The following is a 25009-nucleotide window of genomic DNA, read 5'->3' on the forward strand; positions in this document are numbered from 1 at the left end:
TCAGTTCTCCAGAACGTCGAGCACGCCCAACGGCAGTGGCACGTCCATCAACTTGTCGAACAGCAGATAAAGACCGATGGCCATCAGGCTGATGATCACCGCGCTGGGTAGCCAGCGGCCGCCATACAGGCGTGCCATCGGGACCCCGATCAGAATGCTGGCGACGATGAAACCAAGGGGTTCGAAGGCCCCGGCGAACACCAGCAACAGCAGCACGCAGATGCCGATTTTGGTCAGGGTTTCGCGGTCCAGTTTCGGGTCGTCATCGCTGTGCACGATCGGCGCCGGCCGAAACACCATGTACAGCAAAGCCAGGCCCATCAGGCCGAGCATCAGCAGGGGGAAGGCGCGAGGCCCGACCGGTTCGTAGGAAAAAGCCGCTTGATACGGCCACGCCATCAGCGCCAGGCCGACACAGACCAGCAACAGCACCGAAGCAAAAATGCGTTGTATGAGCATGGGGAACTCCTGGGCGACGACCCCGAGAACCGGGGCCGTAGCCACTAGACAGAGGCGATCACTGGATCAGGCCGAACTCTTTGGCCAGCACTTTGTAGTCCGCGACCTGCTTCTTCACGTAGGTGTCCAGCTCCGGGCCGGTCATGGCGAACGGGAACAGTTCACGCTGATCGCGCAACTTGGCAAAATCCTCGGAGGCCAGCAGTTTGTCGAAGGCGTTTTTCCACCAGGCGTAGTCTTCGTCGCTGACTTTTGGCCCGAGGTAGAAACCGCGAACCACCGGCCAGACGATGTTGTAGCCTTGCTCTTTAGCAGTCGGAATGTCTTTCATTTCCGGCTCGTCCAGACGCTTCTCGGAGAACACCGCCAGCAGACGCATGTCACCGCTCAGGATGTGTGGCATGGAGTCGGAGATGTCGGTGCTGCCGACCTGGATGTGACCGCCGAGCAGGGCGGTGGCGATTTCACCGCCGCCTTCGAGGGCGACGTAACGCAGGTCGCGCGGGTTGATCCCGGCCGCCTTGGCGATCAGGGCGGTTTGCATCCAGTCCTGGCTGCCGACGGTGCCGCCGGAGCCGATCACTACGGAGCTAGGGTCTTTCTTCAGGGCTTTGACCAGATCGTCCAGGGTCTTGTAAGGCGAATCGCTTTTCACCGCGATCGCGCCATAGCTGGTGCCAACCGCCGCCAGCCAGCGCACCGCGCTTTCATCAAAACGCCCGAATTTACCTTGCGCCAGGTTCAGCAGCGAACCGCTGGACCAGGCCACCAGCGTGCCGGCATCGGCCGGGCGCTGAGCGACCACCGCGTTGTACGCCACGGCGCCGACACCGCCGGGCATGTAGGTCACGCGCATCGGTTTGGTCAGCAGTTTTTCGTTGACCAGCGCGCTTTGCGCCAGTTTGCAGGTGAGGTCGAAACCGCCGCCCGGCGAGGCCGGGGCGATGCATTCCGGGCGTTTGGGTTCGGCCAGCAATTGGCCGGCGAACAGCATGATGCCGGTGGCCAGAGCAACTTTACGCAGTGATAGGTTCATTCAAGTCTCCTTAAGTTTTTGTTATGGACGTACTGAATTACCAAAGTGCAACGCTATAGCTCACCAGCAGACGCACTTCATCGGCATCGCGAGCGGAGTAGTTGGAACGGTAGGTGGCATTACGCAGGCGTACGGCAACGTCCTTGAGGGCGCCGCTTTGTACGACGTATTTGATCTCGGTGTTGCGTTCCCACTCTTTGCCTTCGTCGCCGTTCTTGAGTTTGATGTTGTCACCGCTCACGTAACGGCTCATGAAACTCAGGCCAGGAATGCCAAGTTTGGCGAAGTCGTAGTCGTAACGCGCCTGCCAGGAGTGTTCTTCGGCGCCGGCAAAGTCGTTGATTTGCACGAAGTTGACCAGGTACGGATCGCTGCCATCGACGTAGGGGAATGCACTGTCGCCGGACATGTGCTGATAGCCGGCGCTGAGTTTATGCCCGTTCAAGGCGTAGCTCACCAGCCCGTTCAAGGATTTATTGTCGATCTTGCCGCCACGGGCCGCTCCTTCGTCGTCACTGATGGCAAATCGCAGATCGGTACCGAAAGTACCGGGGCCGAACGGTTGCGAAGCGACAACACCGAGGAAGTGCTGATTGTAGACTTCATCGAGTTGGGCGAAGTGGTAGCTGCCGGTGATCTTGTCGGTGAACTTGTAGTCCACGCCGCCAAAGTCAAAATGCTTGCCGGCCACGGTGCCGGCGAAGCGGCTGTTCTTGTTGTTGAGGGCGATGTCTTCGAAGTCGGTGCTGTCGCGGTCCTTGGCTTTCTCCAGACGCCCGCCGGTGAAGGTCAGGTTCTTGATCTCTTTGGAGGTCAGCATCCCGCCTTCAAAGGTCTGCGGCAGAATGCGGCCGTCGTTGGGCTTGAGGATCGGCAGTTCCGGAATCAGGCTGCCGATTTTCAGTTCCGTGGCGGAGATCTTCACTTTGCCGGTCAGGCCGAGCTTGGAATACTCGTTCGCCGCGCGCCCGTCGTCATGGGTTGGCAGCAGGCCGGTACCGGTGCGGTCCGGACTCGAATCGAGTTTTACCCCTAGCATGCCCAGCGCATCGACACCGAACCCCACGGTGCCGTCGGTGTAACCCGATTGCAGATTGAGCATGAACCCCTGGGCCCATTCGTCCCGCTTGGATTGCTGGGCGCTGGTGCCGCTGCGAAAGTCGCGGTTGAAATACATGTTGCGGGTTTCGAAGGTTGCCTTACTGTCTTCGAAGAAGGCAGCCTGGCTCAACGGCGAAAAGCCGGCGAGGGCGGCGGCACTGACAAGGGCGGTTTGGCTGAGGCGGGAAAAACGAACAGGCGGGCGAGCCTGAAGCTGCATGGACAGCATGGTGACATACTCCGTTTATTGTTCTTATTTGGCGAAAACGCTTCGAGGCGTTTTTCGTACGCTATGTGCGGTAGCGACGGCAGTCGAAACTGTCCGTGGCTGGACTCTAACCGGCTTACCTTTCGCTAACCTTTCAGCTGACTTTCACGGTTTTCGGGCTTCACAGCGACGGATGCGGCTGTAAACTCCGCGCCAAAGAATGGCGTCGACCATCCCTGAATGAGGTAAAGATCCATGCGTGTTCTGCTCGTCGAAGACCATCTGCAGCTTGCCGAAAGTGTCGCCCAGGCGCTCAAAAGCACCGGGCTGACCGTGGATGTGCTGCACGACGGCGTGGCGGCCGACCTGGCCTTGAGCAGCGAGGAATACGCCATGGCGATCCTCGATGTCGGCCTGCCGCGCATGGATGGTTTCGAAGTGCTGGCGCGCTTGCGGGCCCGGGGCAAGAACCTGCCGGTGCTGATGCTGACCGCCCGCAGCGACGTCAAGGACCGGGTTCATGGCCTGAACCTGGGGGCCGACGATTACCTGGCAAAACCTTTCGAACTGACCGAACTCGAAGCCCGGGTCAAAGCCTTGCTGCGCCGCAGTGTGCTCGGCGGTGAACGCCAGCAGCGCTGTGGCGTGCTGGCCTATGATCTGGACACCCGGCGCTTCACCCTCGGCGAAGAATTGCTGACCCTGACCTCCCGCGAGCAGGCAGTGCTCGAAGCCCTGATCGCCCGTCCCGGCCGGGTGATGAGCAAGGAGCAATTGGCGGCTCAGGTCTTCGGCCTGGACGAGGAGGCCAGTCCCGATGCCATCGAGATCTACGTCCACCGCTTGCGCAAAAAACTCGACGGCCAACCGGTGGCCATCGTGACCTTCCGTGGCCTTGGCTATTTGCTGGAAAGCCGCGATGCATAAGCTCAGCAGCCTGCGTTGGCGGTTGCTGTGGAACCTCGCGCTGCTGCTGGTGGTGTTGATGATCGCCAGTGGTTTGAGTGCGTACTGGAACGGTCGCGAAGCCGCCGACACCGCGTATGACCGGACCTTGCTGGCCTCGGCGCGGACCATCGCCGCCGGCCTGTCCCAGCGCGACGGCAGCCTCAGCGCCAACGTGCCCTACGTGGCCCTCGATACATTTGCCTACGACAGCGCCGGGCGGATTTTTTACCTGGTCAACGACATCAATCAGAAGCTGATTTCGGGTTATGAAAACCTGCCGGCACCGCCGCCGGGAACACCGCGCACCGATGACTATCCGGCGCTGGCGCGTTTCTACAATGCCACTTATCAAGGGCAGAATGTGCGGGTGGTCAGCCTGCTCAAAGCGGTCAGCGAGCCGAACATGAACGGCATGGCGGAAATCCGCGTGGCGGAAACCGATGAAGCGCGGGTCCGCATGGCTCGCAGCCTGATGGCCGACACCTTGTTGCGGCTGGGCATGCTGGCGATCGGTGCGCTGTTGCTGGTGTGGTTTGCGGTCAGTGCGGCGCTGCGTCCGCTGGAGCGCTTGCGCAACGCGGTGGAAGAGCGTCAGCCCGACGACTTGCGGCCCTTGCCGCTGGTGGAAGTGCAGCACGAACTGGGGCCGCTGGTGCGCGCGCTTAATCACTTTACCGAGCGGTTGCGTGGGCAGTTCGAGCGCCAGGCGCAATTCATCGCCGATGCCGCCCATGAACTGCGCACACCGTTGGCGGCGCTCAAGGCACGACTCGAACTGGGCTTGCGCTCAAATGAGCCCGAAACCTGGCGCAGCACCCTGGAAACCGCCGCCCAGGGTACGGATCGTCTGACTCATCTGGCCAATCAATTGCTCTCGCTGGCACGGGTCGAGAATGGCGCCCGGGCCATCGCCGAGGGTGGTGCGCAGTTGCTCGACCTCAGTCAGTTGGCCCGTGAACTGGGCATGGCCATGGCGCCGCTGGCCCATGCACGTGGCGTAGCACTGGCGCTGGAAGCTGACGAACCGGTGTGGATGCGCGGTGAGCCGACGCTGCTGAACGAGCTGTTGAGCAATCTGGTGGACAACGCACTGGCCCATACCCCACCGGGCGGCAATGTGATTCTGCGGGTCACGGCACCGGCGGTGCTGGAGGTCGAGGATGATGGCCCGGGGATTCCCCTTGAAGAGCGGGAACGGGTGTTCGAGCGTTTTTACCGGCGCAACCAGCAGGTGGCGGGATCGGGATTGGGGCTGGCGATTGTCGGCGAGATCTGCCGCGCCCACCTGGCGCAGGTCAGCCTGCACGATGGCGAACTGGCGGGGCTGAAGGTGCGGGTGAGTTTTATTGCGGGAGAGTGAGCACACACCTGTGGTGAGGGAGCAAGCTCCCTCGCCACAGAAATCAGTAAAACATCGACCGTGACTCTTCCAGATCCTTGCACATCGCCTCGTTCTCCGGATCGATCCCCAGCTTCTTGAAGGCCGGCACACTGAACGGGTCGATACGGGCCAGGGGATGATCGGTGTCCTTGTGGCAATACAGGCTGGCCACTTGCACCAGATCGACATAGTCGACCCGCGCCGATTGCCGCTTGAAATCCAGATACAGCCCCGGCAATTGCACCAGCATTTCCGGAAAATCCCAGACCCTGAGCAATTTATCGCCGAGCAGCGGATGGATGCGTTCGATCACATGGTTGAGGCTGACCGGGTCCGACAACAATTCATAGTGATCTTCGGCGTAGGTCAGGATCGGCAGCACGCCAATCTGATGCACCAGCCCGCCGAGCGCCGCTTGATCAGGCTTGAGTTGTGTGTAGCTGCGGCACAGCGCATAGCTGACGCCGGCGATTTCCAGGCTTTTGCGCCAGACCTCGCGCATTTTCTGTTCCACCACTTCGGAACGGGCATTGAAGATCTGTTCCATCACCAGGCCGATGGCCAGGTTGCTGCTGTAATTGACACCCAGCCGGGTGATGGCCGTGTGCAAGTCAGTCACTTCCTGGGTCGCGCGCAGCAACGGGCTATTGACCACTTTGATCAGACGCGCCGACAGCGCCGTGTCGCGGCCAATCACTTTGCTCAGGGTGCTGACACTGATTTCCGGGTCTTCGGCGGCCTTGCGAATCTGCAGGGCCACTTCCGGTAATGTTGGCAGAACCAGGTCATCATTATCGATGGCCTCAACCAAATCCTGTTGGACCTTATCCGCCAGCTCACTCATTTCTTTTCTCTAGGGTATTGCGACAAGTGCTGCTGTTAACGCTGGATTTCGCGATCACGATCCAGTTGGTAAGGCAGGTCGAGCAGATGCAGGCCCGGACCTTCGAGTGCGCCAAGGTGCAGGTTGCCATCTTCTGCAGCTTCGGCTTGCAGCACGGCCAGGAGTTCAATGTTTTGCTCGGTGCGAGCAGCGATCACCACTTCACCGATCGAACTGCCGTGAGTCGGGGAGAACAGTGGGGTGCCGGGTTCAGGCAGTTCACTACCTTCCAGTTGCAAGCGATACAGACGACGCTTGAGTTTGCCCAGGTATTGCATGCGCGCAACGATTTCCTGACCGGTGTAGCAACCCTTTTTGAAGCTCACGCCGCCGACGGCTTGCAGATTGAGCATCTGCGGGATGAACAGCTCGCGGGTGCTCGGCATGACCTGGCCGATCCCTGCGCGGATCTGGCCCAGCAGCCATTGATTCAGTTCGCCTTCGGCCAACAGGGCGGACAGCTTGCCCTTGATGGTGTCGGCTTGATCGGTGCCCACCCAGAGTTCAGCGCGCTCAGGAGAGACGCGAAGGGCGATCAGGCCGTCATTACGCACAACGCTGTCGGTGTCTGCCGGTAGCGCCAGGCCCAGGCTGGCCAGTGCTGCATCGCCATGCTCAAGGCCAAAACGAACCCAACCGGCACTTTCGTCGGTCAGTTTCGATTTGGAGAACACTGCGTACTTTTTCAGGTCCGCCAGTTGCGGCTCCAGCAGTTCGCTGGCCATCGCCATGAGCACACCGTCGCCTTCCAGCAGAATGCGGAAGCTCGATTGCATCCGGCCTTTCTGCGTGCAGCGCGCGCCAAGGCTGGCCTGGGTGTCGCTCAGGTAATTGAGGTTGCAAGTCAATTGGCCTTGCAGGAATTTGCTGGCATCCGAGCCGCGTACCGCGAGAACGCCTTCGTGAGACAGTGTGCAGAAAAAAGCAGAATCGGCCATGGGTCATCGCAGGGTAAAGAGTCTGAGGGACATCATAAGGGGACGCCCTTGAAATGGGTAGTTCACAAAGGATCGTCAGTGCCGACCAAAGCCGACTGTTCGGCTCGCCTCGGGGCTGTATACTTGCGGCCTATTTGAGGAGCGCTCCATGGTCGATAACGTTGAACTGAACCGCCTCTTTTGGCACAGCCGTCGCGGCATGCTGGAACTTGACGTGCTTCTGGTGCCGTTCGTGAAAGAGGTTTACGCGAATCTGAACGAGGTAGATCGCGCGCTGTATGTCCGCCTGCTGGAGTGTGAGGATCAGGACATGTTCGGCTGGTTCATGGAGCGCAGCGAATCGGAAGATCCGGAGCTGCAGCGCATGGTTCGCATGATCCTGGATCGTGTCCAGCCCAAGTAACGCGTTCGAATGCCGCTGGCATGCCTCACGGCAGTTGCTGGCGGCCTATCTTCTCGCCCAGCTGTTCGCGCTGGGTTCGCTGTTTCTTCTCTCGATACCGCTCTGGGCCAGTCTGCTCGGCGTTGCGTTGTGCGTGACTCACAGCATGTGGGCATTGCCGCGACAGATTCTGCTGACACACCCACAAGCCTTTCGCGGCTTGCGTCGCGATGCCGATGGCTGGCAGTTGTGGAATCAGGCGCAAGGCTGGCAACCCGTCCAGCTACGGCCGGACAGCCTGGCGCTGCCGTTGGTCGTGGTGCTGCGCTTTCGTCTGCGGGGCGAGCGACGTATCAGAGCGATATGCGTGCCGCGGGATTCGCAGGCGGCGGATGTGCACCGACGCCTGCGGGTTCGGCTCAAGTTCAGTCGGCGTAGGTGGGCGGCACCAGAATAGTGTCCAGGGCGACCGGCAGCAGGTTCGGGTAGTCGAGGGTGTAATGCAGGCCGCGACTTTCCTTGCGTTCCATGGCCGACCGGATCATCAGGTCGGCTACCTGAGCCAGGTTCCTCAGCTCGATCAGGTCTCGGCTCACTTTATAGTTGCTATAGAACTCGTCGATTTCGTCCAGCAACAACTGCACTCGGTGCTGGGCCCGTTGCAGGCGCTTGTTGGTGCGCACGATGCCCACGTAGTCCCACATGAATCGCCGCAGTTCGTCCCAGTTGTGCGCGATGATCACGTCTTCGTCGGAGTCGGTGACCTGGCTCGCATCCCAGACGGGCAGGGCGGTCGGAATCGACACCTCTGGCAACTGCTCAAGAATGTCCGCCGCCGCCGAACGGGCATAAACGAAACATTCCAGCAGCGAGTTGCTGGCCATGCGGTTGGCGCCATGCAGGCCGGTGAAGCTGGTTTCACCAATCGCATACAGGCCCGGCACGTCGGTGCGGCCCCGCTGATCGACCATCACGCCGCCGCAGGTGTAGTGCGCCGCCGGCACCACCGGAATCGGTTGTTTGGTGATGTCGATGGAGAATTCCAGGCAGCGTTCATAGACCGTCGGGAAGTGCGTCTTGATGAAGTCTTCGGGCTTGTGGCTGATGTCCAGGTAAACGCAGTCGATACCCAGGCGCTTCATCTCATGGTCGATGGCGCGGGCGACGATGTCCCGTGGTGCCAGTTCGGCCCGTGGATCGAAGCGCTGCATGAAGCGTTCGCCGTTGGGCAGCTTCAGGTGTCCGCCTTCGCCGCGCAGGGCTTCGGTGATCAGGAAACTCTTGGCTTGCGGGTGATAAAGGCAGGTCGGGTGGAACTGGTTGAACTCCAGGTTCGCCACCCGGCAGCCGGAACGCCAGGCCATGGCGATGCCATCACCGCAGGCGCCATCAGGGTTGCTGGTATAGAGGTAGACCTTCGCCGCGCCGCCCGACGCAAGGATCACGAAGCGCGCGCCGTAAGTATCGACTTCACCAGTGCTGCGGTTGAGGACATAGGCGCCGAGGCAGCGGTCGCCTTCAAGGCCCAGGCGCTTTTCGGTGATCAGATCGATCGCGACCCGCTGCTCCAGCAGTTCGATGTTGGGTCGCTGTATGGCCTGGTCGAGCAGGGTTCTGAAGATCGCCGCGCCCGTCGCATCGGCGGCGTGGATGATGCGTCGATGGCTGTGACCGCCTTCGCGGGTCAGGTGAAACTCGAAACCGCCGTCTTCGGTGCCGGACTGTTCGTCGCGGGTAAAGGGTACGCCTTGGTCGATCAGCCATTGAATCGCTTCTCTGCTGTGCTCGACGGTAAAGCGCACGGCGTCTTTATGGCACAGGCCACCCCCGGCGTTGAGGGTGTCGTCGACGTGGGACTCGACAGTATCGGTGTCATCCAGAACGGCGGCGACACCGCCCTGGGCCCAGAAGGTCGAGCCATTGGCGAGGTCGCCTTTGCTCAATACGGCGATACGCAAATGACCGGGCAAGGTCAGCGCAAGACTCAAGCCGGCAGCGCCGCTGCCAATTACCAGAACATCGTGTTGAAACTGTTGGCTCATTTCAGGATTCCGCTCAAAGCGACCCGGGTCGGGGGTGGCGCAAGACAGCTGGATCGGCGAGTCAGGACAGCCACACAGCCCACTAGTATATAGAGGGGGGGAGCGGCACAATAGCCGGGCCCACATGGCATTGTGAAACTACTGTGACGGAAAAGACTGGACTCTTCGTCGGAAGTTTTTTTGACTGCTTTGGCGACAAGGCGACTGTATCGTGGATTTAACAGTCTTTTTCGCTTCACGGTTGCACAATGTCGGTTTCAGGCGGCTATAAATATGGAACTTTTGCCAAAGGCTCAAGATCAATAGACGGTTGCCTGAAACAAGGGACAGTGTCGGTTTCGGTGCGGGACTTGCGGTTGGGTCCCTGCTGACGAATCCGGCGACAAGATTATTCGCGCAGCCTGGGTTTCCCGCGCTGCGCTTTTCGTGCGTGCCAAATCAGAGCCCGCAGGAAACTTGCTTGGAGGGGGAGAACTTTTGCGAAAAGCCCGAGTCTATGTTTGCAAGTCTGGTCGTTCAGTAATGCAAGCCTCCTTCGAGCTTATCGAGGAGTGTTCATGCTAACCCAGGAAGAGGATCAGCAGCTGGTCGAGCGCGTTCAACGCGGCGACAAGCGAGCTTTCGATCTGCTAGTGCTGAAATACCAGCACAAAATTCTCGGGTTGATCGTGCGTTTCGTGCACGACACCCATGAAGCCCAGGATGTCGCACAGGAAGCCTTTATCAAGGCATACCGTGCACTTGGTAATTTTCGCGGAGACAGCGCGTTTTATACGTGGCTTTACCGTATCGCCATCAACACGGCGAAAAACTATCTGGTTTCACGCGGCCGTCGGCCGCCGGATAGCGATGTCAGTTCCGAGGATGCAGAGTTCTACGATGGCGATCATGGCCTCAAGGATCTCGAGTCGCCAGAACGTGCATTGCTGCGGGATGAGATCGAAGGCACCGTCCATCGAACCATTCAGCAACTGCCAGAAGATTTGCGTACGGCTTTAACTTTACGTGAATTCGATGGTCTGAGTTACGAGGACATTGCCAGCGTCATGCAGTGTCCGGTGGGTACCGTGCGCTCCCGGATTTTCCGCGCCCGGGAGGCCATCGATAAAGCCCTGCAGCCGTTGTTGCAGGAAAACTGAGACAGCGGCGACAGCCAAGAGAGGAACGCCATGAGTCGTGAAGCCCTGCAGGAATCGCTGTCCGCAGTGATGGATAACGAAGCGGACGAATTGGAATTGCGTCGGGTATTGAATGCCTTTGACGATGTTGAAACCCGCGAAACCTGGGCTCGTTACCAGATTGCTCGGGCGGTCATGCACAAGGACCTGCTGCTTCCTCGTCTGGACATCGCTGCGGCAGTCTCTGCTGCGCTGGCTGACGAAGCCGTACCGGCAAAAGCCTCCCGCGGTCCATGGCGCAGCCTGGGTCGTCTGGCAGTCGCTGCTTCGGTGACCATTGCCGTGCTGGCGGGTGTTCGTCTGTACAACCAGGACGAGATCGCTGGTGTCGAACTGGCTCAGCAATCCAGTCAACCGGGTCTGACCGCTCCTCAGGTCAAGGGCCCCGCTGTATTGGCAGGCTACAATGAGAGTTCGGAAGCCACTGGCCCTATGGCCAACGGCGTATTGCAAGGTCAGCCAGGCTGGCACGATCAGCGTCTGCCAGGTTACTTGCGCCAACATGCTCAACAGGCTGCACTGAAAGGTACTGAGAGCGCTCTGCCTTACGCTCGTGCAGCAAGCCTGGAAAACCGTTAAGGAGGATCATGCGCGCCATACCTCTACTTACGCTTCTGCTCAGTGGCTGGTTTATTGTTCCAGCCCACGCCGATGAAGCCCAGGACTGGCTGAAGCGTCTGGGACAGGCGGAGCAAACGCAGAGCTTTCACGGTACTTTCGTCTACGAGCGTAACGGTAGTTTTTCTACCCATAACATCTGGCATCGCGTCCAGGATGGCAAAGTCCAAGAGCGTTTACTCCAGCTCGACGGTTCGGCCCAGGAAGTCGTGCGCATTGATGGGCATACTCAATGCGTCAGCGGCACCCTGATAGCAGGACTGGGGGACTCACCCAACTCCGCCGCTCGTGCACTCGATCCACAAAAGCTAAAGAATTGGTATGACCTTGCCGTCATCGGCAAGTCGCGCGTGGCCGGGCGTTCGGCGGTGATCGTCTCGTTGACGCCTCGCGATCAGCACCGCTATGGTTTTGAGCTGCATCTGGACAAGGAAACCGGCTTGCCGTTGAAGTCATTGTTGCTCAATGACAAAGGGCAACTGTTGGAACGGTTCCAGTTCACCCGGCTGGATACTGCCGAGGTGCCTTCCGACAGCGATTTGCAGGCAGGTTCCGAGTGCAAGCCCATTAACCTCGACAGTGACAAGGCGTCCGCCGTCAAGACTGCGCAGGTCTGGCATTCGGACTGGTTGCCGCCAGGTTTCGAACTGACCAGCAGTACCTCTCACAAGGATCCGGATACCAAAGTCCAGGTCAGCAGTTTGATGTTCGACGACGGTCTGGCCCGCTTCTCGGTGTTCCTTGAGCCATTGAATGGGGCAACAGTCACCGACACTCGTACCCAGCTGGGGCCAACAGTCGCTGTGTCCCGTCGCTTGACCACTCCGCAAGGCGAAATAATGGTGACCGTGGTCGGTGAAATACCGATTGGCACCGCCGAACGGATTGCGCTGTCCATGCGCAACGATGCCGCGGCTACCAGCAAGCAGTGAGCTGATCAGCCATACTCATCAATCGGGGCCGGATGGTGCGCAAGGTCGCAATGCTGCTCCGTCGTTGAGGCCTCGAAATGTTTTGCCGAGCATTTTCATTTGCAAATATCCCGAAAATTTTTTATAGGTCAGAGCCCCTCGGCTCTGGCCTTGTTTGTTGTTCCCGGAACAAAAATACCGGCGTATCGTTTCCGGTGTTCCTTGCTCCATATCGCTTAACCATGCTCGTCGTAACGGGAGCCGTATGTCGATACCACGCTTGAAGTCTTATCTCTCTATTTTTGCCACCGTGCTGGTGCTCGGTCAGGCGGTCACTGCGCAAGCGGTCGAGTTGCCTGACTTTACGCAACTGGTCGAGCAGGCCTCGCCCGCGGTGGTGAACATCAGTACTACCCAGAAGTTGCCGGACCGCAAAGTGTCCAGCGAGCAAATGCCTGATCTTGAAGGCTTGCCGCCGATGCTGCGCGAGTTCTTCGAACGTGGCATGCCACAGCAGCCACGTTCGCCTCGTGGCGATCGCCAGCGCGAAGCGCAGTCCTTGGGGTCGGGTTTCATCATTTCGTCTGACGGCTACATCCTGACAAACAACCATGTGATTGCCGATGCCGACGAGATTCTCGTGCGCCTCGCCGATCGCAGTGAGTTGAAAGCCAAGTTGATTGGTACCGATCCGCGTTCCGACGTCGCCTTGCTGAAAATCGAAGGCAAGGACCTGCCGGTTCTGAAACTCGGCAAATCGCAAGACTTGAAAGCCGGTCAGTGGGTTGTGGCCATCGGCTCGCCATTCGGCTTTGATCACACTGTGACTCAAGGCATCGTCAGTGCCATCGGTCGCAGTTTGCCGAACGAAAACTATGTGCCGTTCATCCAGACCGACGTGCCGATCAACCCGGGTAACTCCGGTGGCCCGCTGTTCAACCTGGCTGGTGAAGTGGTCGGCATCAACTCGCAGATCTACACTCGCTCCGGCGGCTTCATGGGCGTGTCGTTCGCAATCCCTATCGATGTGGCGTTGGACGTTTCCAATCAACTGAAAAGCGGCGGTAAAGTCAGCCGTGGCTGGTTGGGTGTGGTGATCCAGGAGGTGAGCAAGGATCTGGCCGAGTCGTTCGGTCTCGAGAAGCCGGCCGGTGCGCTGGTAGCTCAGATCCAGGATGACGGTCCGGCTGCCAAGGGTGGTCTGCAAGTGGGCGACGTGATCCTGAGCATGAACGGTCAACCGATCATCATGTCCGCCGATCTGCCGCACTTGGTGGGCGCGCTGAAGGCCGGTTCGAAAGCCAATCTTGAAGTGATCCGCGAGGGCAAACGCAAGAACGTCGAGCTGACTGTCGGCGCTATCCCTGAAGAAGGCAAAGAGCTGGAAGCCCTGCCTAAATCCAGCGTCGAGCGCAGCAGCAATCGTCTGGGTGTTTCTGTTGCCGAGTTGACCGATGAGCAGAAGAAAACCTACGACCTCAAAGGTGGCGTGGTTATCAAGGAAGTGCAGGACGGTCCTGCTGCCCTGATCGGCTTGCAGCCTGGCGATGTGATCACTCACCTGAACAATCAGGCGATTGGCTCCACCAAGGAGTTCATGGACATCGCCAAGGCGTTGCCGAAGAACCGCTCGGTGTCGATGCGGGTTCTGCGCCAGGGTCGCGCCAGCTTCATCACCTTCAAACTGGCTGAATAAACCGGTTGTCGGCTGAATAAAAAACCGCCTCGAAAGAGGCGGTTTTTTTGTGCCTGAATTTTGACCTCGAAGCGGTCAGCCCATCATGTCCTTGACCATGCGTTCCTGCTCCATCAGCTCGCGTTGCCGTGCGTCGATCCGCGATGACAGCGGGAAGTTGCTGCCCGCCTTGCGCTTGGCGAAGTCCAGTTGCTGGATTGCCTGGCGATAATCGCCGATCAGTGCAAAATACTCCGCGCGTGCCTGATGCAGGCCGATGATGTTGCCAGACAGACCACGAGTCTCGGCCACCAGGTACCAGACGTCCGGATCTTCGGGACGGGTCTTGAGCAGGTTCTCCAGCGCTTTTTCCGCATCGGCTGCTCGATTCTGCTTGAGCAGCAGGTCAACACGCACCTGGTTCAGCGGGTAGTTGCCCGGATACTGCGTCAGCATCCGGTCAACCCGTGACTGAGCATCGGGCAGACGATTATTGGTGATGTCCAGATCGACCTGCGCCAGGTTGTAGATGATCTCGTTCGGCGATTTGGCCAGCAGCTGCTTGAGGTTCTCGCGAGCTTCATTCAGCTGGCCGCCCTTGATCTGGGCGATTGCCAGGCCATAACGCGCGACGTCGTTTTTCGGGTTTTCATCGAGTTGGGCGCGGAAGCGCTTGGCACCCAAGCCTGGGGTTTCTTCATAGATCAGCTGCACACGTGCACGAATCAGCTGATAACGCATACTGTCTTCGATACCGCCCGGTTTGGCCTGTTCGGCACGGTTGCGGGTGTCGGCGATACGCGATTCGGTCACCGGGTGAGTCAGCAGGAATTCCGGCGGCTTGGCATCGTAGCGGTACTGGCGCATCAGCCGTTCGAACATGGTCGGCATCGAGCGCGGATCGTAACCGGCCTTCTCCAGATTCATGATGCCGATACGGTCGGCTTCCTGTTCGTTCTGGCGCGAGAAACGTCGTTGTTCCTGCATCGCCGCCGCCTGTGTGCCGGCAATGGTTGCGATCCCGGCATCGCCTGCACCGGCAGCGGCAATCACGATCCCGGCCAGCAATGCAGCCATCATAGGCACTTGCATGCGTTGCGAGGCTTCGACACCACGGGCGAAGTGACGCTGCGACAAGTGGGCCAGTTCGTGGGCCAGGACCGAGGCATATTCGCCTTCGGTCTGGGCGTTGAGGAACAAGCCGCCGTTGACGCCGACGATCCCGCCCGGCGCGGCGAAAGCGTTGAGCTGTGGGCTGTTGATCAGGATGAACTCCAGGCGCCGGTCATTGACCTGGCTGGTTTCCACCAGCCGATAGACGCTGGACTCGACGTAATCCTTGAGTTGCGGATCGTTGAGTTGCGACACCTGGCTGCGCAGCATCGCCAGCCACGCACGGCCCAGTTGGTATTCCTGTTGCGGCGAGACGATGGCAGAACTGGCGTCACCGAGTGACGGCAAGTCGTCGGCGAAGCCCGGTGAGGCGAGCAGGCAAGCGAGCGTCAGCAGGGTAGGGCGCAAAAAAGTCATGCACAAAGCCTTAGTCGACAAAGACGTTACTGTAGCCGGACACTACGCTTGGGACCAGATATTCTAGACGGCTAAACCCCCAGCCCCGGAGTGATTCGATGACTGACGCTGTAACCCACGACGCCGAGCTGGACGCCAGCGGTCTGAATTGTCCGCTGCCGTTGCTCAAGGCCAAGATGGAACTCAACCGACTGGCCAGCGGAGCGGTGCTCAAGGTGATTGCCACGGATGCGGGCTCTCAGCGCGATTTTCGCACCTTTGCCCGATTGGCCGGTCATACGCTGCTTCGTGAAGAAGATGAAGCGGGCGTTTACCGCTATTGGTTGAAAAAAGCCTGAAACCTGCTGTGTTCGTTTTTAAGGATTATTGATGTTCAAAGTGTTACGCGACTGGATTCAGCGCTACTTCTCGGATGAAGAGGCCGTGGTGCTGGCGGTGCTGCTGTTTCTGGCATTTACCGCCGTGCTCACCTTGGGTGGAATGCTTGCGCCGGTATTGGCCGGAATGGTGCTGGCGTATCTGATGCAGGGGTTGGTGGTGATCCTCGAGCGTCTGCGTCTGCCGGGTGCCGCAGCGGTGGGGCTGGTCTTCGCGTTGTTCATGGGGGTGCTGCTGGTATTCATCATCGTCGTGGTGCCACTGCTCTGGCATCAGTTGATCACGCTGTTCAACGAATTGCCCGGCATGCTCGCCAAGTGGCAATCACTGCTGTTGCTGCTGCCCGAGCGTTATCCGCATCTGGTTTCAGACGAGCAAGTGCTGCAGGCGATCGAAGTGGCGCGGGGCGAGATCGGCAAATTCGGCCAGTGGGCGCTGACGTTCTCGCTGTCGAGCCTGCCGCTGCTGGTGAACATCATGATCTACCTGGTGCTGGTGCCGATCCTGGTGTTCTTCTTTCTCAAGGACCGGGAGATGATCGGCCAGTGGGTGCGCGGTTACCTGCCGCGGGAGCGAGCGCTGATCACTCGGGTCGCCCAGGAAATGAACCGGCAGATTGCCAATTACATCCGTGGCAAGGTCATCGAAATCTTCATTTGCGGGGGCGTGACGTACATCGCTTTCGTGGCGCTGGGGCTCAACTACGCGGCGCTGCTGGCGTTGTTGGTGGGTGTATCGGTGGTGGTGCCCTATGTCGGAGCGGTGGTCGTGACCGTGCCGGTGCTGCTGATTGCGCTGTTCCAATGGGGCTGGAGCGATCAGTTCATCTATTTGATGGCGGTTTACGGGATCATCCAGACGCTGGACGGTAACGTACTGGTGCCGCTGCTGTTCTCGGAAGCGGTCAACCTGCACCCGGTGGCGATCATCTGCGCGGTGCTGCTGTTTGGTGGGTTGTGGGGCTTCTGGGGCGTGTTCTTTGCGATTCCCCTGGCGACGCTGTTCAAAGCCGTGCTGGATGCCTGGCCGCGCAAGGAGCCGGAGGTGGCGCCGCTGCTTTGATCGTCGACTCGCTTCTACAGGGATCGTATGAACCCTGTAGAAGCGAGGCTTGCCCGCGAAGGCGTCCGAATAGACGCCAAAAGAATCAGGCCTTGTTCAGCGCCTGAGCAGCAGCCAAAACCGCATCCACATGCCCCGGCACCTTCACGCCGCGCCATTCCTGACGCAGCACGCCATCCTTGTCGATCAGGAACGTGCTGCGATCAACACCCATATATTCCTTGCCGTAGAGCTTTTTAAGCTTGATCACATCGAACAGCTGACAGATGGTTTCGTCCTTGTCGCTGATCAGCTCGAAGGGGAATTCCTGCTTGCACTTGAAGTTTTCGTGAGACTTCAGGCTGTCGCGAGATAGGCCGAACACCTCGGTGTTGGCCGCCTTGAACGCCGCGTACTGGTCGCGAAAACCCTGGCCTTCGGTGGTGCAGCCCGGCGTGCTGTCCTTCGGGTAGAAGTAAATCACCACTTGCTTGCCTTTGAGGGCCGCGAGGCTGACGGTCTGCCCGCTGGTGGCGGGTGCTTCGAAGTCGGCAACCGGTTGGTCGATGGCTACGGCCATGAAAGCTTCCTTACATTGGGTTTTGTGGGCGCCACGGTTCAATCAGTGCGTCCAGGTTCATGGCGTCGGCGAAATCCAGGAACTGGTCACGCAGCCAGCTGATCTGGGTGCCGGCCGGCAAGGTCACGGTGAACGTGGCGTTGAGCATGGTGCCGCCGGTCTGCGGAGCCTGATAGGTGTCGCAAGTCAGGTTCTCCAGCTCGACGTTGTGGTCCATGAAGAACTGGCACAGCTCGTTGATGATGTCCGGGCGGTAGGCCGAGCTGACGTAGGCGACGTACGGCAGGGCCTGGGGACGGTTCTCCAGGGCTGCGCTGCGTACCACGTTGACGGTGAAGGCGTGCCGTTTGGCCAGCACTGGCAGGCTGCCTTCGAGGCGCGCCAGGGCGTCCCAGCTACCGGAGATCTCGAGGATCAGCGCGCTGCATTCGCCATGACGCGTCAGGCGAGAGGTGACCACGGCGCAGCGGTTTTCATGGCTGGCGCGGCACAGGACGTTAGTCAGCTCCATGGGGTTGGCGCCGAGGGCACTGATGACAAGGAATTGTTCGCGAACTGTGGGGGTGGACATGCAGCATTCCTAAAGCGATGAGCGGTCGATACTGTTTATGGGCTTTTTTACCGGGGACGAGCCTGCGGATGCGAATTCACAAACCCCCAGCCGAAGGTTGCTACGTGCTCCAGTATGGCAAGAGCGAGGGGTGGCAACGCTGGATCGGGGCTTGTGATGCCGAAAATGGAGGCTGGAAACCGGCGTACGAGCTTATCAGTACCGATCAAAGTCTGAAGGGTAGCGAAAAGCAGCGCCAAGGGGAATGGCGGCAGCGCAGTACTTCGCTTGTACAAGCATCTTGGCGCCAGTACCATTACCGCTCTCTTTTTCCGGCAGGAGCGGTTGCATGATTGCGGGCAGTATGGTGGCACTGGTCACACCCATGGATGCACAGGGTCGTCTCGACTGGGACAGCCTGAGCAAACTGGTGGACTTCCACCTGCAAGAGGGCACCAACGCCATCGTGGCGGTCGGCACTACGGGTGAGTCGGCCACGCTTGACGTGAACGAGCACATCGAAGTGATTCGTCGCGTGGTTGCCCAGGTTGCAGGGCGTATTCCGGTGATCGCCGGTACGGGCGCCAATTCGACGCGTGAAGCGATCGAACTGACGACCAATGCGAAGAACGCTGGCGCCGACGCGTGCCTGCTGGTAACCCCTTATTACAACAAGCCGACGCAAGAAGGCTTGTACCTGCACTTCCGCGCCATCGCCGAAGCGGTCGATATCCCGCAGATTCTTTACAATGTGCCGGGCCGTACCGCGTGCGACATGCAGGCCGAGACGGTAATCCGCCTGTCGACCGTGAAGAACATCATCGGCATCAAGGAAGCCACGGGCGACCTGCAGCGCGCCAAGGACATCCTGGCCGGCGTGAGCAGCGACTTCCTGGTCTATTCCGGTGACGATGCGACCGCGGTCGAGCTGATGCTGCTTGGCGGCAAGGGCAATATTTCGGTGACCGCCAACGTTGCACCGCGCGCCATGAGCGAACTGTGCGCCGCTGCGATGGCCGGTGATGCCGTCAAAGCCCGGGCGATCCACGAAAAGCTGATGCCGCTCAATAAAACCCTGTTTATCGAATCCAACCCTATCCCCGTGAAATGGGCGCTGCATGAAATGGGCCTGATGCCGGACGGTATCCGTCTGCCGCTCACCTGGCTCAGTGCTGCCTGTCACGAACCGCTGCGGCAGGCCATGCGCCAGTCCGGCGTCCTGGTTTAATTGAGGAAGTACTACGCATGAAGCGAATGGCCGGACTTTCCGCACTTGCCTTGATTATCTCCAGCACCAGTGGCTGCGGATGGATCTGGGGCCCGGAAGGTTACTTCCGTGACCGTGGTAGCGATTACCTGGAAGCGCAACAGACTGCACCGATGCAACTGCCACCGAACGTCAGCACCTCCAAGCGTCTGGATCCACTGTTGCCGATCCCGCGTAACGTGGCTGACGATACGGCCAAGGGCGAATATGTCGTGCCGCGTCCGCAGCCGCTGTCGGCAGCGGCTGATATCAGCGCCTACTCCTTGCAGAAGAGCGGCGATTCGCGTTGGATCATGGCTCAGAACCCACCAGCCGAAGTCTGGCCAGTGGCCGTGCAGTTCTTCCAGGACAACGGTTTCCGTCTGGACGAACAGCGCCCGCAAACCGGTGAATTCACTACCACCTGGCAGCATTCCGACGAGCTGTCCGCAGCCATGGCCAAGCGCCTGAGCGCGGCCGGTGTCGGCGCCGACAGCGAAACCCGCGTGCGGGTTCGTATCGAGCCAGGTGTGCAGCGCAACACCAGTGAAGTCTACGTGGTCAGCGCCGAGCGTCCTGCCGGCAGCACCGCCAACGTCGATTTCACCAATCGTTCGGTCAACACCGGCCTGGACGCAGCATTGGTCGACGACATGCTCGCGAGCATGAGCCGCACTTCGGAGAAGGGCGGTTCGGTCTCCATGCTGGCTTCGCGTGATTTCGATACGCCAAGCCGTGTCAGCCTGACCGAGGACGGCAGCGGCAACCCGGTGCTCAACGTCGGTACCGACCTGGATCGTGCCTGGTCGAGCGTCGGTCGTGCGCTGGAACAGGGCGAATGGCGCGTTGAAGACATCAACCGCAGCCTGGGCCTGTACTACATCAACCTCGCCGAAAAAGCCGAGAAAAAGGACGAGAAGCCAGGTTTCTTCGGCAGTCTGTTCGGCAGCAAGCCGAACAAGGAAGAAGTTGAAGCCCGCGCCGAGCGTTATCAGGTTCGCCTGAGCAAGGTCGGCGAGAACGTACAAGTCACCGTCGAGAAAAACATCAACACCGTGGCGCCAGCAGACGTGGCGCGCAAAGTGTTGACCGTGATTCAGGACAACCTGGGCTGATCACATGCGTTTTGCCGTTCTCGGCAGCGGTAGCCAAGGGAACGGCACGCTGGTAGCCAGCGATGACACGTATGTGCTGGTGGATTGTGGTTTCTCCCTGCGGGAAACCGAAAAACGCCTGCTGCGCCTTGGGGTAAACCCTGCGCAGTTGAGCGCGATACTTGTGACCCACGAGCATGCCGACCACGTGCATGGCGTGGGTTTGCTGTCTCGGCGTTACAATCTGCCTGTCTACCTCAGTCGCGGGACCTTGCGCGGGATGCGCAAACCGATTGAACCCGCAGGCCTTCTGGCTGGCGGCGAGCAACTGCAAATCGGCCCTTTGAGCATCGGCGTCATTGCCGTGGCCCATGATGCACAGGAGCCGACGCAGTATGTCTTCAGCGACGGTCAGCGGCGTTTCGGCCTGTTGACCGACCTGGGCTCATACTGCAACAAGGTGCTGGACGGTTATCGGGACCTCGATGCGTTGATGATCGAGGCCAACCATTGCCGTGACATGCTGGCTCGCGGTCACTACCCGTACTTTCTCAAGCAACGGGTGGGCGGTGAATTGGGACATTTGAACAACCATCAGGCGGCATTCCTGGTGGCCGAGTTGGGCTGGCAAGGCCTGCAACACCTGGTCCTGGCCCATCTGAGCAGCAAGAACAACCTGCCGCAGCTGGCCCGGCAATGTTTTGTCGACACCCTCGGGTGCGACCCGGACTGGCTGCAACTGGCCGATCAAGATTCAGGGCTCGACTGGCGACACATCGCCTAGCCCACCTACTTAGCAAGCGGAGCCCATCATGGAAAAACGTGAAGAACTCTACCGCGGCAAAGCCAAATCGGTTTACAAGACCGACGACGCTGACCGCTTGATCCTGCTGTTTCGCAACGACACCTCGGCGTTCGACGGCAAGCGTATCGAGCAGCTCGACCGCAAAGGCATGGTGAACAACAAGTTCAACGCCTTCATCATGCAGAAACTCGAAGCAGCCGGCGTGCCGACTCAATTCGACAAACTGCTGGGCGACAACGAATGCCTGGTGAAAAAGCTCGACATGATCCCGGTCGAGTGCGTCGTGCGTAACTACGCCGCCGGCAGCCTGGTTAAGCGCCTGGGCGTTGAAGAGGGCATGAAGCTCAACCCTTACACCTTCGAACTGTTCCTGAAGGACGACGCCAAGGGCGACCCGTTCATCAACGAATCTCACGTCGTGGCATTCGGTTGGGGCACCGCCGAGCAGCTGGTTCGCATGAAAGAACTGTCGCTCAAGGTCAACGAAGTGCTGAGCAAACTGTTCGACGACGCCGGCCTGCTGCTGGTCGACTTCAAACTCGAATTCGGCGTGTTCTCCGACGGCTCCATCGTTCTGGGCGACGAATTCAGCCCGGACGGCTGCCGTCTGTGGGACAAGGCCACCGGCAAGAAAATGGACAAGGACCGCTTCCGTCAGGGCCTCGGTGACGTCATCGAAGCCTACGAAGAAGTTGCCAACCGTCTGGGCGTACCGCTTTAATCGACGCAAGCATCTGATAGCACGGAAAAAAATCGCAAAGGGGGTTCGCTTCCGGCGATTGTGCTGTTATGATGCGCGCCGTTGGAGAGATGCCAGAGTGGCCGAATGGGACGGATTCGAAATCCGTTGTACCTTCACCGGTACCTAGGGTTCGAATCCCTATCTCTCCGCCATATATAGAAAGCCCCGTAGATGAAAATCTACGGGGCTTTTTCGTTTGCGCAGCTTTTTCCATCGGGCCACTTTCGTATCCGTCCTGCTTTTCCTCCGGTTTTTTGGTGTCGGAAAAATCAGCACAACAGCGTAAGAAAGATATGTCCGTCCCCAGGAAAAGTTACTCCGCCGAGTCGTTCCAATTACCGCCCCCTGTATTCATTGATCGCGTCGGCAATCAAGGTTTTTCCTTCGAAATATCCCCTGACATTGAAAGACGTTACCGCAAAAAAACCTCATCTACTCTGGTTTCGCAGGTCACTGATCTGTCGTAATCAGCCATCGCAAGGAGCGATCAATGTACTTTGAGATTTACAGGCAAACCCGTGGCACCTCACAGACCGGCAAGGGCCAATGGCGCTGGCGTTTGCGGGCGGGGAATCATGAAACGATTGCCAGTGGGGAGGCTTACGTCAACAAGTCTGATTGCGTGCATGCCATCGGTTTGATCAAAGGGACTCAAGAGCAGACACCGGTCAAGGAAATATAGGTTCCAGGCGGTGAAGCTGCTCAGTCAGAGCAGCTTCGTTTCAGCCGGGCGCTCTTGTGTTGTGAGTGCTCCCGGTTTTTATGGATCGGGTCGTTTGCCAACCTGCATAGACGCCGATCGCGACACCTCCCTAAACTGTCACCCAGTCTTGGGGGCCGGGGTGCAACGGATGAATCGCAACGAACTACGCAAGGCCGACATCAACCTGATGGTGGTGTTTGAGACATTGATGCTCGAACGCAACGTCACGCGGGTGGCGGAGAAGCTGTTCCTCGGTCAGCCGACCATCAGTGCGGCGCTGAACCGCTTGCGGACGATGTTCAACGATCCGCTGTTCATTAGGGTCGGCCATCGCATGGAGCCGACAGCGCGGGCCGAGGAGATCATTCAGCACCTGTCGCCGGCACTGGATTCGCTGTCGGTGGCCTTGAGCCTGACCCACGATTTCGATCCGCTCACCAGCACCATGACGTTTCGCATCGGGCTGTCGGACGATGTCGAATTCGGCCTGTTGCCACCGTTGTTGCGCACCTTGCGCCAGGAGGCGCCGAAGGTGGTGTTCGTGGTCCAGCATGTCGACTACTGGCGCATTCCCGACTTGCTGGCGTCTGGCGATATCACCGTTGGTATCAGCCAGACCCGCGGCCTGCCGGCCAACGCCAAGCGCAAATTGTTGCGACATATCCAGCCCAGTATTTTGCGTGCAGATGCGTCGGACACGCCGTTGACCCTCGATGAATATTGCGCGCGGCCGCACGTGCTGGTGTCCCACACCGCTAACGTCAGTGGCTACGCCGATGAATGGCTGGCAGAGATCGGCCGTACGCGCCACGTCGTGCTGTCCGTTCCGCAATACAGCTCATTGCCGGCCTTGCTCGCCGGCACTGATCTGATCGCCAGCCTGCCGGATTACACGGCGGAGGCGATGGCCGCGTCAGGCCAACTGTTCAAGGAGCCGTTTCCGTTCAAGACGCCGACCCTGGACCTGTCCATGGTCTGGCTCAGCCATGTCGACAGCGATCCGGCTGAACGCTGGCTGCGCTCGCGTCTGGAGGCGTTCATGAGTGAGCGTCCTATCCTTCCGCTGTCCAGTGAGTAGGGCGGCTCTGTGTTATATCTACGACCTTTCTGCCAATCCTCAGGAACCCCGTCATGCCCCACCTGCACATGGAATACACCGCCAACCTGTCCGAACTGAATGCCGATGTGGCGTTGCTGCGACTCAACAACGCGCTGGTCGCTTCGGGGCAGTTTGAAGAGTTCGACATCAAGGCCCGTGCGGTGAAGGTCGAGACTTTCAGGGTGGGTACTGCACCGGGCGAGCGGGCGTTCGTGCATGTAAAACTGGCGCTGTTGAGCGGTCGCTCGCCGCAGATCAAGAAGCAGTTATCAGAAAGCCTGCTGGCGGTGGTGCAGGATGTGTGTGAATGGCCGGTCGGCGTTGAGGCCCAGCTGTGTGTGGAAATCATCGACATCGATCGAGAGTCCTACACCAAGACTGCCATCGGCCACTGAGTTTCAGGCCATTTCCTGCTCGGCGCAGGCCTTGATCACTTGCTCGCGCAGCCAGGTGTTGGCGCTGTCCTGGTCGACACTTTGACTCCATTGCATGTCCAGGGTGAAGCCCGGCAAACCATTGGGCGCTTCGCAGTGATTGAAGATCGCCTCGTTGGCCAGCAATTGCTGGATGCGCCGGGGCAAGGTCAGGATGAAGTCGGTGCCGGTGATCATCTTCAGCGCCGCGCTGTAGCTGTTGGAGCGCGCAACAATCTGGCGTTTGTGGGCCTGTTGAGCCAGCCAGCCGTCAACCATGTTGGTGGTGGACGTCCAGGGCGTCGGGAACACATGCCGACGTTCAGTGAACGCTTGCAGGCTCAAGCGCGGTTCCAGCGGCGTGGCGCGTTTGTCGAAGACGCAGACCAGATCGTCTTCCAGTAGCCGCCTGGAGTTGAAGTCGGTGTGGCTTCGATGAAAGTTTGGGCCGAAACAGATCACCAGGTCGAGGCTGCCGTCGCGCAGCTCTTCGGCCGGGATGTCGGTTTCGAACTTGTGCATGTTGACCATCACCGGCAGGTCGGCGAAATCGAAGCTCTTCAACAGGCGCGGCAAGATCAGCTGCTCGAAGTATTCCGGCGCGCAGATATTGAAGGTGACCGGTTGCAAGGTCGGATCGAACGTCGGTGTTCCGGCGTGACACAGGTTGATGCTTTCGAGAATCTTCAGCACATGGGCATACATGGTGCTGGCTTTGTAGGTGGGGCGCATACCCGTGCGGGTATTGATGAATAACTCGTCTTCGAAACTGGTGCGCAGTTTCTTCAGGCAGTAACTCACGGTGGACTGGCTGACGCAAAGTGCCTCCGACACACCGGTGACGCTGCTTTGCTCATACACGGCAACAAACACCATGAGGTCCTGCATATCGAGCTTTCTAAGCAAGTTACTGTTCAGCATCCGTTCTGTCTCGCTGTGCTCCTTGCGCTGACCGTGCGCAAACGTGTGCGAATGATCTTAGCGGAACGATAGTACCAAGAGAATGCCTTGTAGGATGTTTCATGGTCAGTTGTGGGACAGATAGTGTTATGAACACGACCTGTGAAT

27 protein-coding genes and 1 tRNA gene are annotated in these 25009 nt (G+C 59.2%); 18 read left to right on the top strand and 10 right to left on the bottom strand.

The genetic code is table 11. The features are described from left to right. From AC1RO5_RS19210 to AC1RO5_RS19220, 3 genes are read right to left on the bottom strand one after another with little or no spacing between them, the layout of a single operon-like run. A complete protein-coding gene (locus AC1RO5_RS19210) occupies positions 1-459 on the bottom strand; it encodes a tripartite tricarboxylate transporter TctB family protein (protein WP_007941429.1) in 459 nt (152 codons plus the stop codon). Between the two features lie 58 nt (positions 460-517). Continuing rightward, positions 518-1495, bottom strand: a complete 978-nt coding sequence (locus tag AC1RO5_RS19215) for a Bug family tripartite tricarboxylate transporter substrate binding protein (protein ID WP_018926791.1) — start codon at positions 1493-1495, stop codon at positions 518-520. A 37-nt stretch (positions 1496-1532) separates the two neighbouring features. Next, on the bottom strand, positions 1533-2825 hold the full coding sequence (locus AC1RO5_RS19220) for an OprD family porin (protein ID WP_493176972.1): 1293 nt from the start codon (positions 2823-2825) through the stop codon (positions 1533-1535). A 234-nt stretch (positions 2826-3059) separates the two neighbouring features. On the opposite strand from AC1RO5_RS19220, the gene AC1RO5_RS19225 reads away from it, so the two are divergent. Both AC1RO5_RS19225 and AC1RO5_RS19230 read left to right on the top strand, forming a co-directional pair. Continuing rightward, a complete protein-coding gene (locus AC1RO5_RS19225; protein WP_007941432.1) occupies positions 3060-3731 on the top strand; it encodes a response regulator in 672 nt (223 codons plus the stop codon). Then, entirely contained in the window at positions 3724-5112 is a 1389-nt protein-coding gene (locus tag AC1RO5_RS19230; protein WP_493176974.1) for a sensor histidine kinase, read from the top strand. The genes AC1RO5_RS19225 and AC1RO5_RS19230 overlap by 8 nt, the downstream gene beginning before the upstream one ends. Positions 5113-5155: 43 nt before the next feature. Here the strand turns inward: AC1RO5_RS19230 and AC1RO5_RS19235 are convergent, their stop codons facing one another. Beyond that, positions 5156-5977 (bottom strand): HDOD domain-containing protein, encoded by an 822-nt coding sequence (locus AC1RO5_RS19235; RefSeq protein ID WP_018926787.1) that lies wholly within the window; start codon positions 5975-5977, stop codon positions 5156-5158. A 35-nt stretch (positions 5978-6012) separates the two neighbouring features. After that, complete coding sequence (gene ygfZ / locus AC1RO5_RS19240; protein ID WP_493176976.1) at positions 6013-6954, bottom strand: CAF17-like 4Fe-4S cluster assembly/insertion protein YgfZ; 942 nt, start codon at positions 6952-6954, stop codon at positions 6013-6015. Between the two features lie 148 nt (positions 6955-7102). On the opposite strand from ygfZ, the gene AC1RO5_RS19245 reads away from it, so the two are divergent. Then, positions 7103-7357, top strand: coding sequence for an FAD assembly factor SdhE (locus AC1RO5_RS19245; protein WP_019647983.1), 255 nt, complete (start codon positions 7103-7105; stop codon positions 7355-7357). Continuing rightward, on the top strand, positions 7341-7793 hold the full coding sequence (locus tag AC1RO5_RS19250) for a protein YgfX (protein WP_493176979.1): 453 nt from the start codon (positions 7341-7343) through the stop codon (positions 7791-7793). The genes AC1RO5_RS19245 and AC1RO5_RS19250 overlap by 17 nt, the downstream gene beginning before the upstream one ends. Here the strand turns inward: AC1RO5_RS19250 and nadB are convergent. Next, the gene (gene nadB / locus AC1RO5_RS19255) at positions 7762-9378 is read right to left on the bottom strand and encodes an L-aspartate oxidase (RefSeq protein ID WP_007941437.1); all 1617 of its coding nucleotides are present in this window, start codon (positions 9376-9378) and stop codon (positions 7762-7764) included. The genes AC1RO5_RS19250 and nadB overlap by 32 nt on opposite strands. 557 nt (positions 9379-9935) lie before the next feature. Here nadB and rpoE point away from each other — a divergent pair. The 4 genes from rpoE (at position 9936) to AC1RO5_RS19275 (ending at position 13781) form a co-directional block, all read left to right on the top strand. Next, positions 9936-10517: an RNA polymerase sigma factor RpoE/AlgU gene (rpoE, locus tag AC1RO5_RS19260; RefSeq protein WP_003172477.1), complete on the top strand. Its 582-nt coding sequence runs from the start codon at positions 9936-9938 to the stop codon at positions 10515-10517. A 30-nt stretch (positions 10518-10547) separates the two neighbouring features. Beyond that, on the top strand, positions 10548-11135 hold the full coding sequence (locus AC1RO5_RS19265; protein ID WP_493176981.1) for a sigma-E factor negative regulatory protein: 588 nt from the start codon (positions 10548-10550) through the stop codon (positions 11133-11135). Positions 11136-11143: 8 nt separating this feature from the next. Next, entirely contained in the window at positions 11144-12106 is a 963-nt protein-coding gene (locus tag AC1RO5_RS19270; protein ID WP_007941442.1) for a MucB/RseB C-terminal domain-containing protein, read from the top strand. Between the two features lie 244 nt (positions 12107-12350). Further along, positions 12351-13781, top strand: coding sequence for a DegQ family serine endoprotease (locus AC1RO5_RS19275; RefSeq protein WP_493176983.1), 1431 nt, complete (start codon positions 12351-12353; stop codon positions 13779-13781). A 75-nt stretch (positions 13782-13856) separates the two neighbouring features. On the opposite strand, the gene AC1RO5_RS19280 is transcribed toward AC1RO5_RS19275, so the two are convergent. Then, the gene (locus AC1RO5_RS19280) at positions 13857-15290 is read right to left on the bottom strand and encodes a M48 family metalloprotease (RefSeq protein WP_007941444.1); all 1434 of its coding nucleotides are present in this window, start codon (positions 15288-15290) and stop codon (positions 13857-13859) included. Between the two features lie 98 nt (positions 15291-15388). Here AC1RO5_RS19280 and AC1RO5_RS19285 point away from each other — a divergent pair, with 98 nt between their 5' ends. Together AC1RO5_RS19285 and AC1RO5_RS19290 are read left to right on the top strand one after the other, a co-directional pair. After that, positions 15389-15628, top strand: coding sequence for a sulfurtransferase TusA family protein (locus tag AC1RO5_RS19285; protein WP_007941445.1), 240 nt, complete (start codon positions 15389-15391; stop codon positions 15626-15628). Positions 15629-15659: 31 nt separating this feature from the next. Further along, complete coding sequence (locus AC1RO5_RS19290; RefSeq protein ID WP_493176985.1) at positions 15660-16730, top strand: AI-2E family transporter; 1071 nt, start codon at positions 15660-15662, stop codon at positions 16728-16730. Positions 16731-16815: 85 nt separating this feature from the next. Here the strand turns inward: AC1RO5_RS19290 and AC1RO5_RS19295 are convergent, their stop codons facing one another. Further along, positions 16816-17289, bottom strand: coding sequence for a peroxiredoxin (locus AC1RO5_RS19295; protein WP_493176987.1), 474 nt, complete (start codon positions 17287-17289; stop codon positions 16816-16818). Between the two features lie 10 nt (positions 17290-17299). After that, positions 17300-17860, bottom strand: coding sequence for a glycine cleavage system transcriptional repressor (locus AC1RO5_RS19300; RefSeq protein WP_007898662.1), 561 nt, complete (start codon positions 17858-17860; stop codon positions 17300-17302). Positions 17861-18188: 328 nt separating this feature from the next. On the opposite strand from AC1RO5_RS19300, the gene dapA reads away from it, so the two are divergent. The 8 genes from dapA to AC1RO5_RS19340 all read left to right on the top strand — a co-directional run bounded on the left by dapA (position 18189) and on the right by AC1RO5_RS19340 (position 23923). Continuing rightward, positions 18189-19067: a 4-hydroxy-tetrahydrodipicolinate synthase gene (gene dapA / locus AC1RO5_RS19305; RefSeq protein ID WP_007941448.1), complete on the top strand. Its 879-nt coding sequence runs from the start codon at positions 18189-18191 to the stop codon at positions 19065-19067. A 17-nt stretch (positions 19068-19084) separates the two neighbouring features. Then, positions 19085-20200 carry an NlpB/DapX family lipoprotein gene (bamC, locus tag AC1RO5_RS19310; protein ID WP_493176990.1) on the top strand — a complete coding sequence of 372 codons (1116 nt, stop codon included), beginning with the start codon at positions 19085-19087 and terminating at the stop codon, positions 20198-20200. 4 nt (positions 20201-20204) lie between these two features. After that, positions 20205-20963 (top strand): MBL fold metallo-hydrolase, encoded by a 759-nt coding sequence (locus AC1RO5_RS19315; protein ID WP_007941451.1) that lies wholly within the window; start codon positions 20205-20207, stop codon positions 20961-20963. 28 nt (positions 20964-20991) lie between these two features. Then, positions 20992-21705, top strand: a complete 714-nt coding sequence (gene purC, locus AC1RO5_RS19320) for a phosphoribosylaminoimidazolesuccinocarboxamide synthase (RefSeq protein ID WP_007898671.1) — start codon at positions 20992-20994, stop codon at positions 21703-21705. Positions 21706-21788: 83 nt separating this feature from the next. Continuing rightward, positions 21789-21878 (top strand) — tRNA-Ser (locus AC1RO5_RS19325). Positions 21879-22216: 338 nt separating this feature from the next. Beyond that, positions 22217-22408 carry a YegP family protein gene (locus AC1RO5_RS19330; protein ID WP_007941456.1) on the top strand — a complete coding sequence of 64 codons (192 nt, stop codon included), beginning with the start codon at positions 22217-22219 and terminating at the stop codon, positions 22406-22408. A gap of 169 nt (positions 22409-22577) precedes the next feature. Then, positions 22578-23507 carry a LysR substrate-binding domain-containing protein gene (locus tag AC1RO5_RS19335; RefSeq protein WP_493176993.1) on the top strand — a complete coding sequence of 310 codons (930 nt, stop codon included), beginning with the start codon at positions 22578-22580 and terminating at the stop codon, positions 23505-23507. A gap of 53 nt (positions 23508-23560) precedes the next feature. Then, the gene (locus AC1RO5_RS19340) at positions 23561-23923 is read left to right on the top strand and encodes a 5-carboxymethyl-2-hydroxymuconate Delta-isomerase (protein WP_007941460.1); all 363 of its coding nucleotides are present in this window, start codon (positions 23561-23563) and stop codon (positions 23921-23923) included. Between the two features lie 3 nt (positions 23924-23926). Here AC1RO5_RS19340 and AC1RO5_RS19345 read toward each other — a convergent pair whose 3' ends face one another. Next, positions 23927-24862: a LysR family transcriptional regulator gene (locus tag AC1RO5_RS19345; protein ID WP_086944837.1), complete on the bottom strand. Its 936-nt coding sequence runs from the start codon at positions 24860-24862 to the stop codon at positions 23927-23929. Between the last annotated feature and the right edge of the window lie 147 nt (positions 24863-25009).

Source organism: Pseudomonas sp. GW822-FHT02G04 (assembly GCF_058802085.1).

Excerpts from the sequence above, each read along its gene's own strand:
- AC1RO5_RS19300 (WP_007898662.1), bottom strand. The coding sequence starts at position 17,860 with ATGTCCACCCCCACAGTTCGCGAACAATTCCTTGTCATCAGTGCCCTC.
- AC1RO5_RS19335 (WP_493176993.1), top strand. The coding sequence starts at position 22,578 with ATGAATCGCAACGAACTACGCAAGGCCGACATCAACCTGATGGTGGTG.
- AC1RO5_RS19315 (WP_007941451.1), top strand. The coding sequence starts at position 20,205 with ATGCGTTTTGCCGTTCTCGGCAGCGGTAGCCAAGGGAACGGCACGCTG.
- AC1RO5_RS19285 (WP_007941445.1), top strand. The coding sequence starts at position 15,389 with ATGACTGACGCTGTAACCCACGACGCCGAGCTGGACGCCAGCGGTCTG.
- nadB (WP_007941437.1), bottom strand. The coding sequence starts at position 9,378 with ATGAGCCAACAGTTTCAACACGATGTTCTGGTAATTGGCAGCGGCGCT.
- AC1RO5_RS19290 (WP_493176985.1), top strand. The coding sequence starts at position 15,660 with ATGTTCAAAGTGTTACGCGACTGGATTCAGCGCTACTTCTCGGATGAA.
- AC1RO5_RS19220 (WP_493176972.1), bottom strand. The coding sequence starts at position 2,825 with ATGCTGTCCATGCAGCTTCAGGCTCGCCCGCCTGTTCGTTTTTCCCGC.
- AC1RO5_RS19210 (WP_007941429.1), bottom strand. The coding sequence starts at position 459 with ATGCTCATACAACGCATTTTTGCTTCGGTGCTGTTGCTGGTCTGTGTC.
- AC1RO5_RS19265 (WP_493176981.1), top strand. The coding sequence starts at position 10,548 with ATGAGTCGTGAAGCCCTGCAGGAATCGCTGTCCGCAGTGATGGATAAC.
- AC1RO5_RS19225 (WP_007941432.1), top strand. The coding sequence starts at position 3,060 with ATGCGTGTTCTGCTCGTCGAAGACCATCTGCAGCTTGCCGAAAGTGTC.
- ygfZ (WP_493176976.1), bottom strand. The coding sequence starts at position 6,954 with ATGGCCGATTCTGCTTTTTTCTGCACACTGTCTCACGAAGGCGTTCTC.
- dapA (WP_007941448.1), top strand. The coding sequence starts at position 18,189 with ATGATTGCGGGCAGTATGGTGGCACTGGTCACACCCATGGATGCACAG.
- bamC (WP_493176990.1), top strand. The coding sequence starts at position 19,085 with ATGAAGCGAATGGCCGGACTTTCCGCACTTGCCTTGATTATCTCCAGC.
- AC1RO5_RS19270 (WP_007941442.1), top strand. The coding sequence starts at position 11,144 with ATGCGCGCCATACCTCTACTTACGCTTCTGCTCAGTGGCTGGTTTATT.
- AC1RO5_RS19345 (WP_086944837.1), bottom strand. The coding sequence starts at position 24,862 with ATGCTGAACAGTAACTTGCTTAGAAAGCTCGATATGCAGGACCTCATG.
- AC1RO5_RS19215 (WP_018926791.1), bottom strand. The coding sequence starts at position 1,495 with ATGAACCTATCACTGCGTAAAGTTGCTCTGGCCACCGGCATCATGCTG.
- rpoE (WP_003172477.1), top strand. The coding sequence starts at position 9,936 with ATGCTAACCCAGGAAGAGGATCAGCAGCTGGTCGAGCGCGTTCAACGC.
- AC1RO5_RS19235 (WP_018926787.1), bottom strand. The coding sequence starts at position 5,977 with ATGAGTGAGCTGGCGGATAAGGTCCAACAGGATTTGGTTGAGGCCATC.
- AC1RO5_RS19330 (WP_007941456.1), top strand. The coding sequence starts at position 22,217 with ATGTACTTTGAGATTTACAGGCAAACCCGTGGCACCTCACAGACCGGC.
- AC1RO5_RS19230 (WP_493176974.1), top strand. The coding sequence starts at position 3,724 with ATGCATAAGCTCAGCAGCCTGCGTTGGCGGTTGCTGTGGAACCTCGCG.
- purC (WP_007898671.1), top strand. The coding sequence starts at position 20,992 with ATGGAAAAACGTGAAGAACTCTACCGCGGCAAAGCCAAATCGGTTTAC.
- AC1RO5_RS19275 (WP_493176983.1), top strand. The coding sequence starts at position 12,351 with ATGTCGATACCACGCTTGAAGTCTTATCTCTCTATTTTTGCCACCGTG.
- AC1RO5_RS19295 (WP_493176987.1), bottom strand. The coding sequence starts at position 17,289 with ATGGCCGTAGCCATCGACCAACCGGTTGCCGACTTCGAAGCACCCGCC.
- AC1RO5_RS19340 (WP_007941460.1), top strand. The coding sequence starts at position 23,561 with ATGCCCCACCTGCACATGGAATACACCGCCAACCTGTCCGAACTGAAT.
- AC1RO5_RS19280 (WP_007941444.1), bottom strand. The coding sequence starts at position 15,290 with ATGACTTTTTTGCGCCCTACCCTGCTGACGCTCGCTTGCCTGCTCGCC.
- AC1RO5_RS19245 (WP_019647983.1), top strand. The coding sequence starts at position 7,103 with ATGGTCGATAACGTTGAACTGAACCGCCTCTTTTGGCACAGCCGTCGC.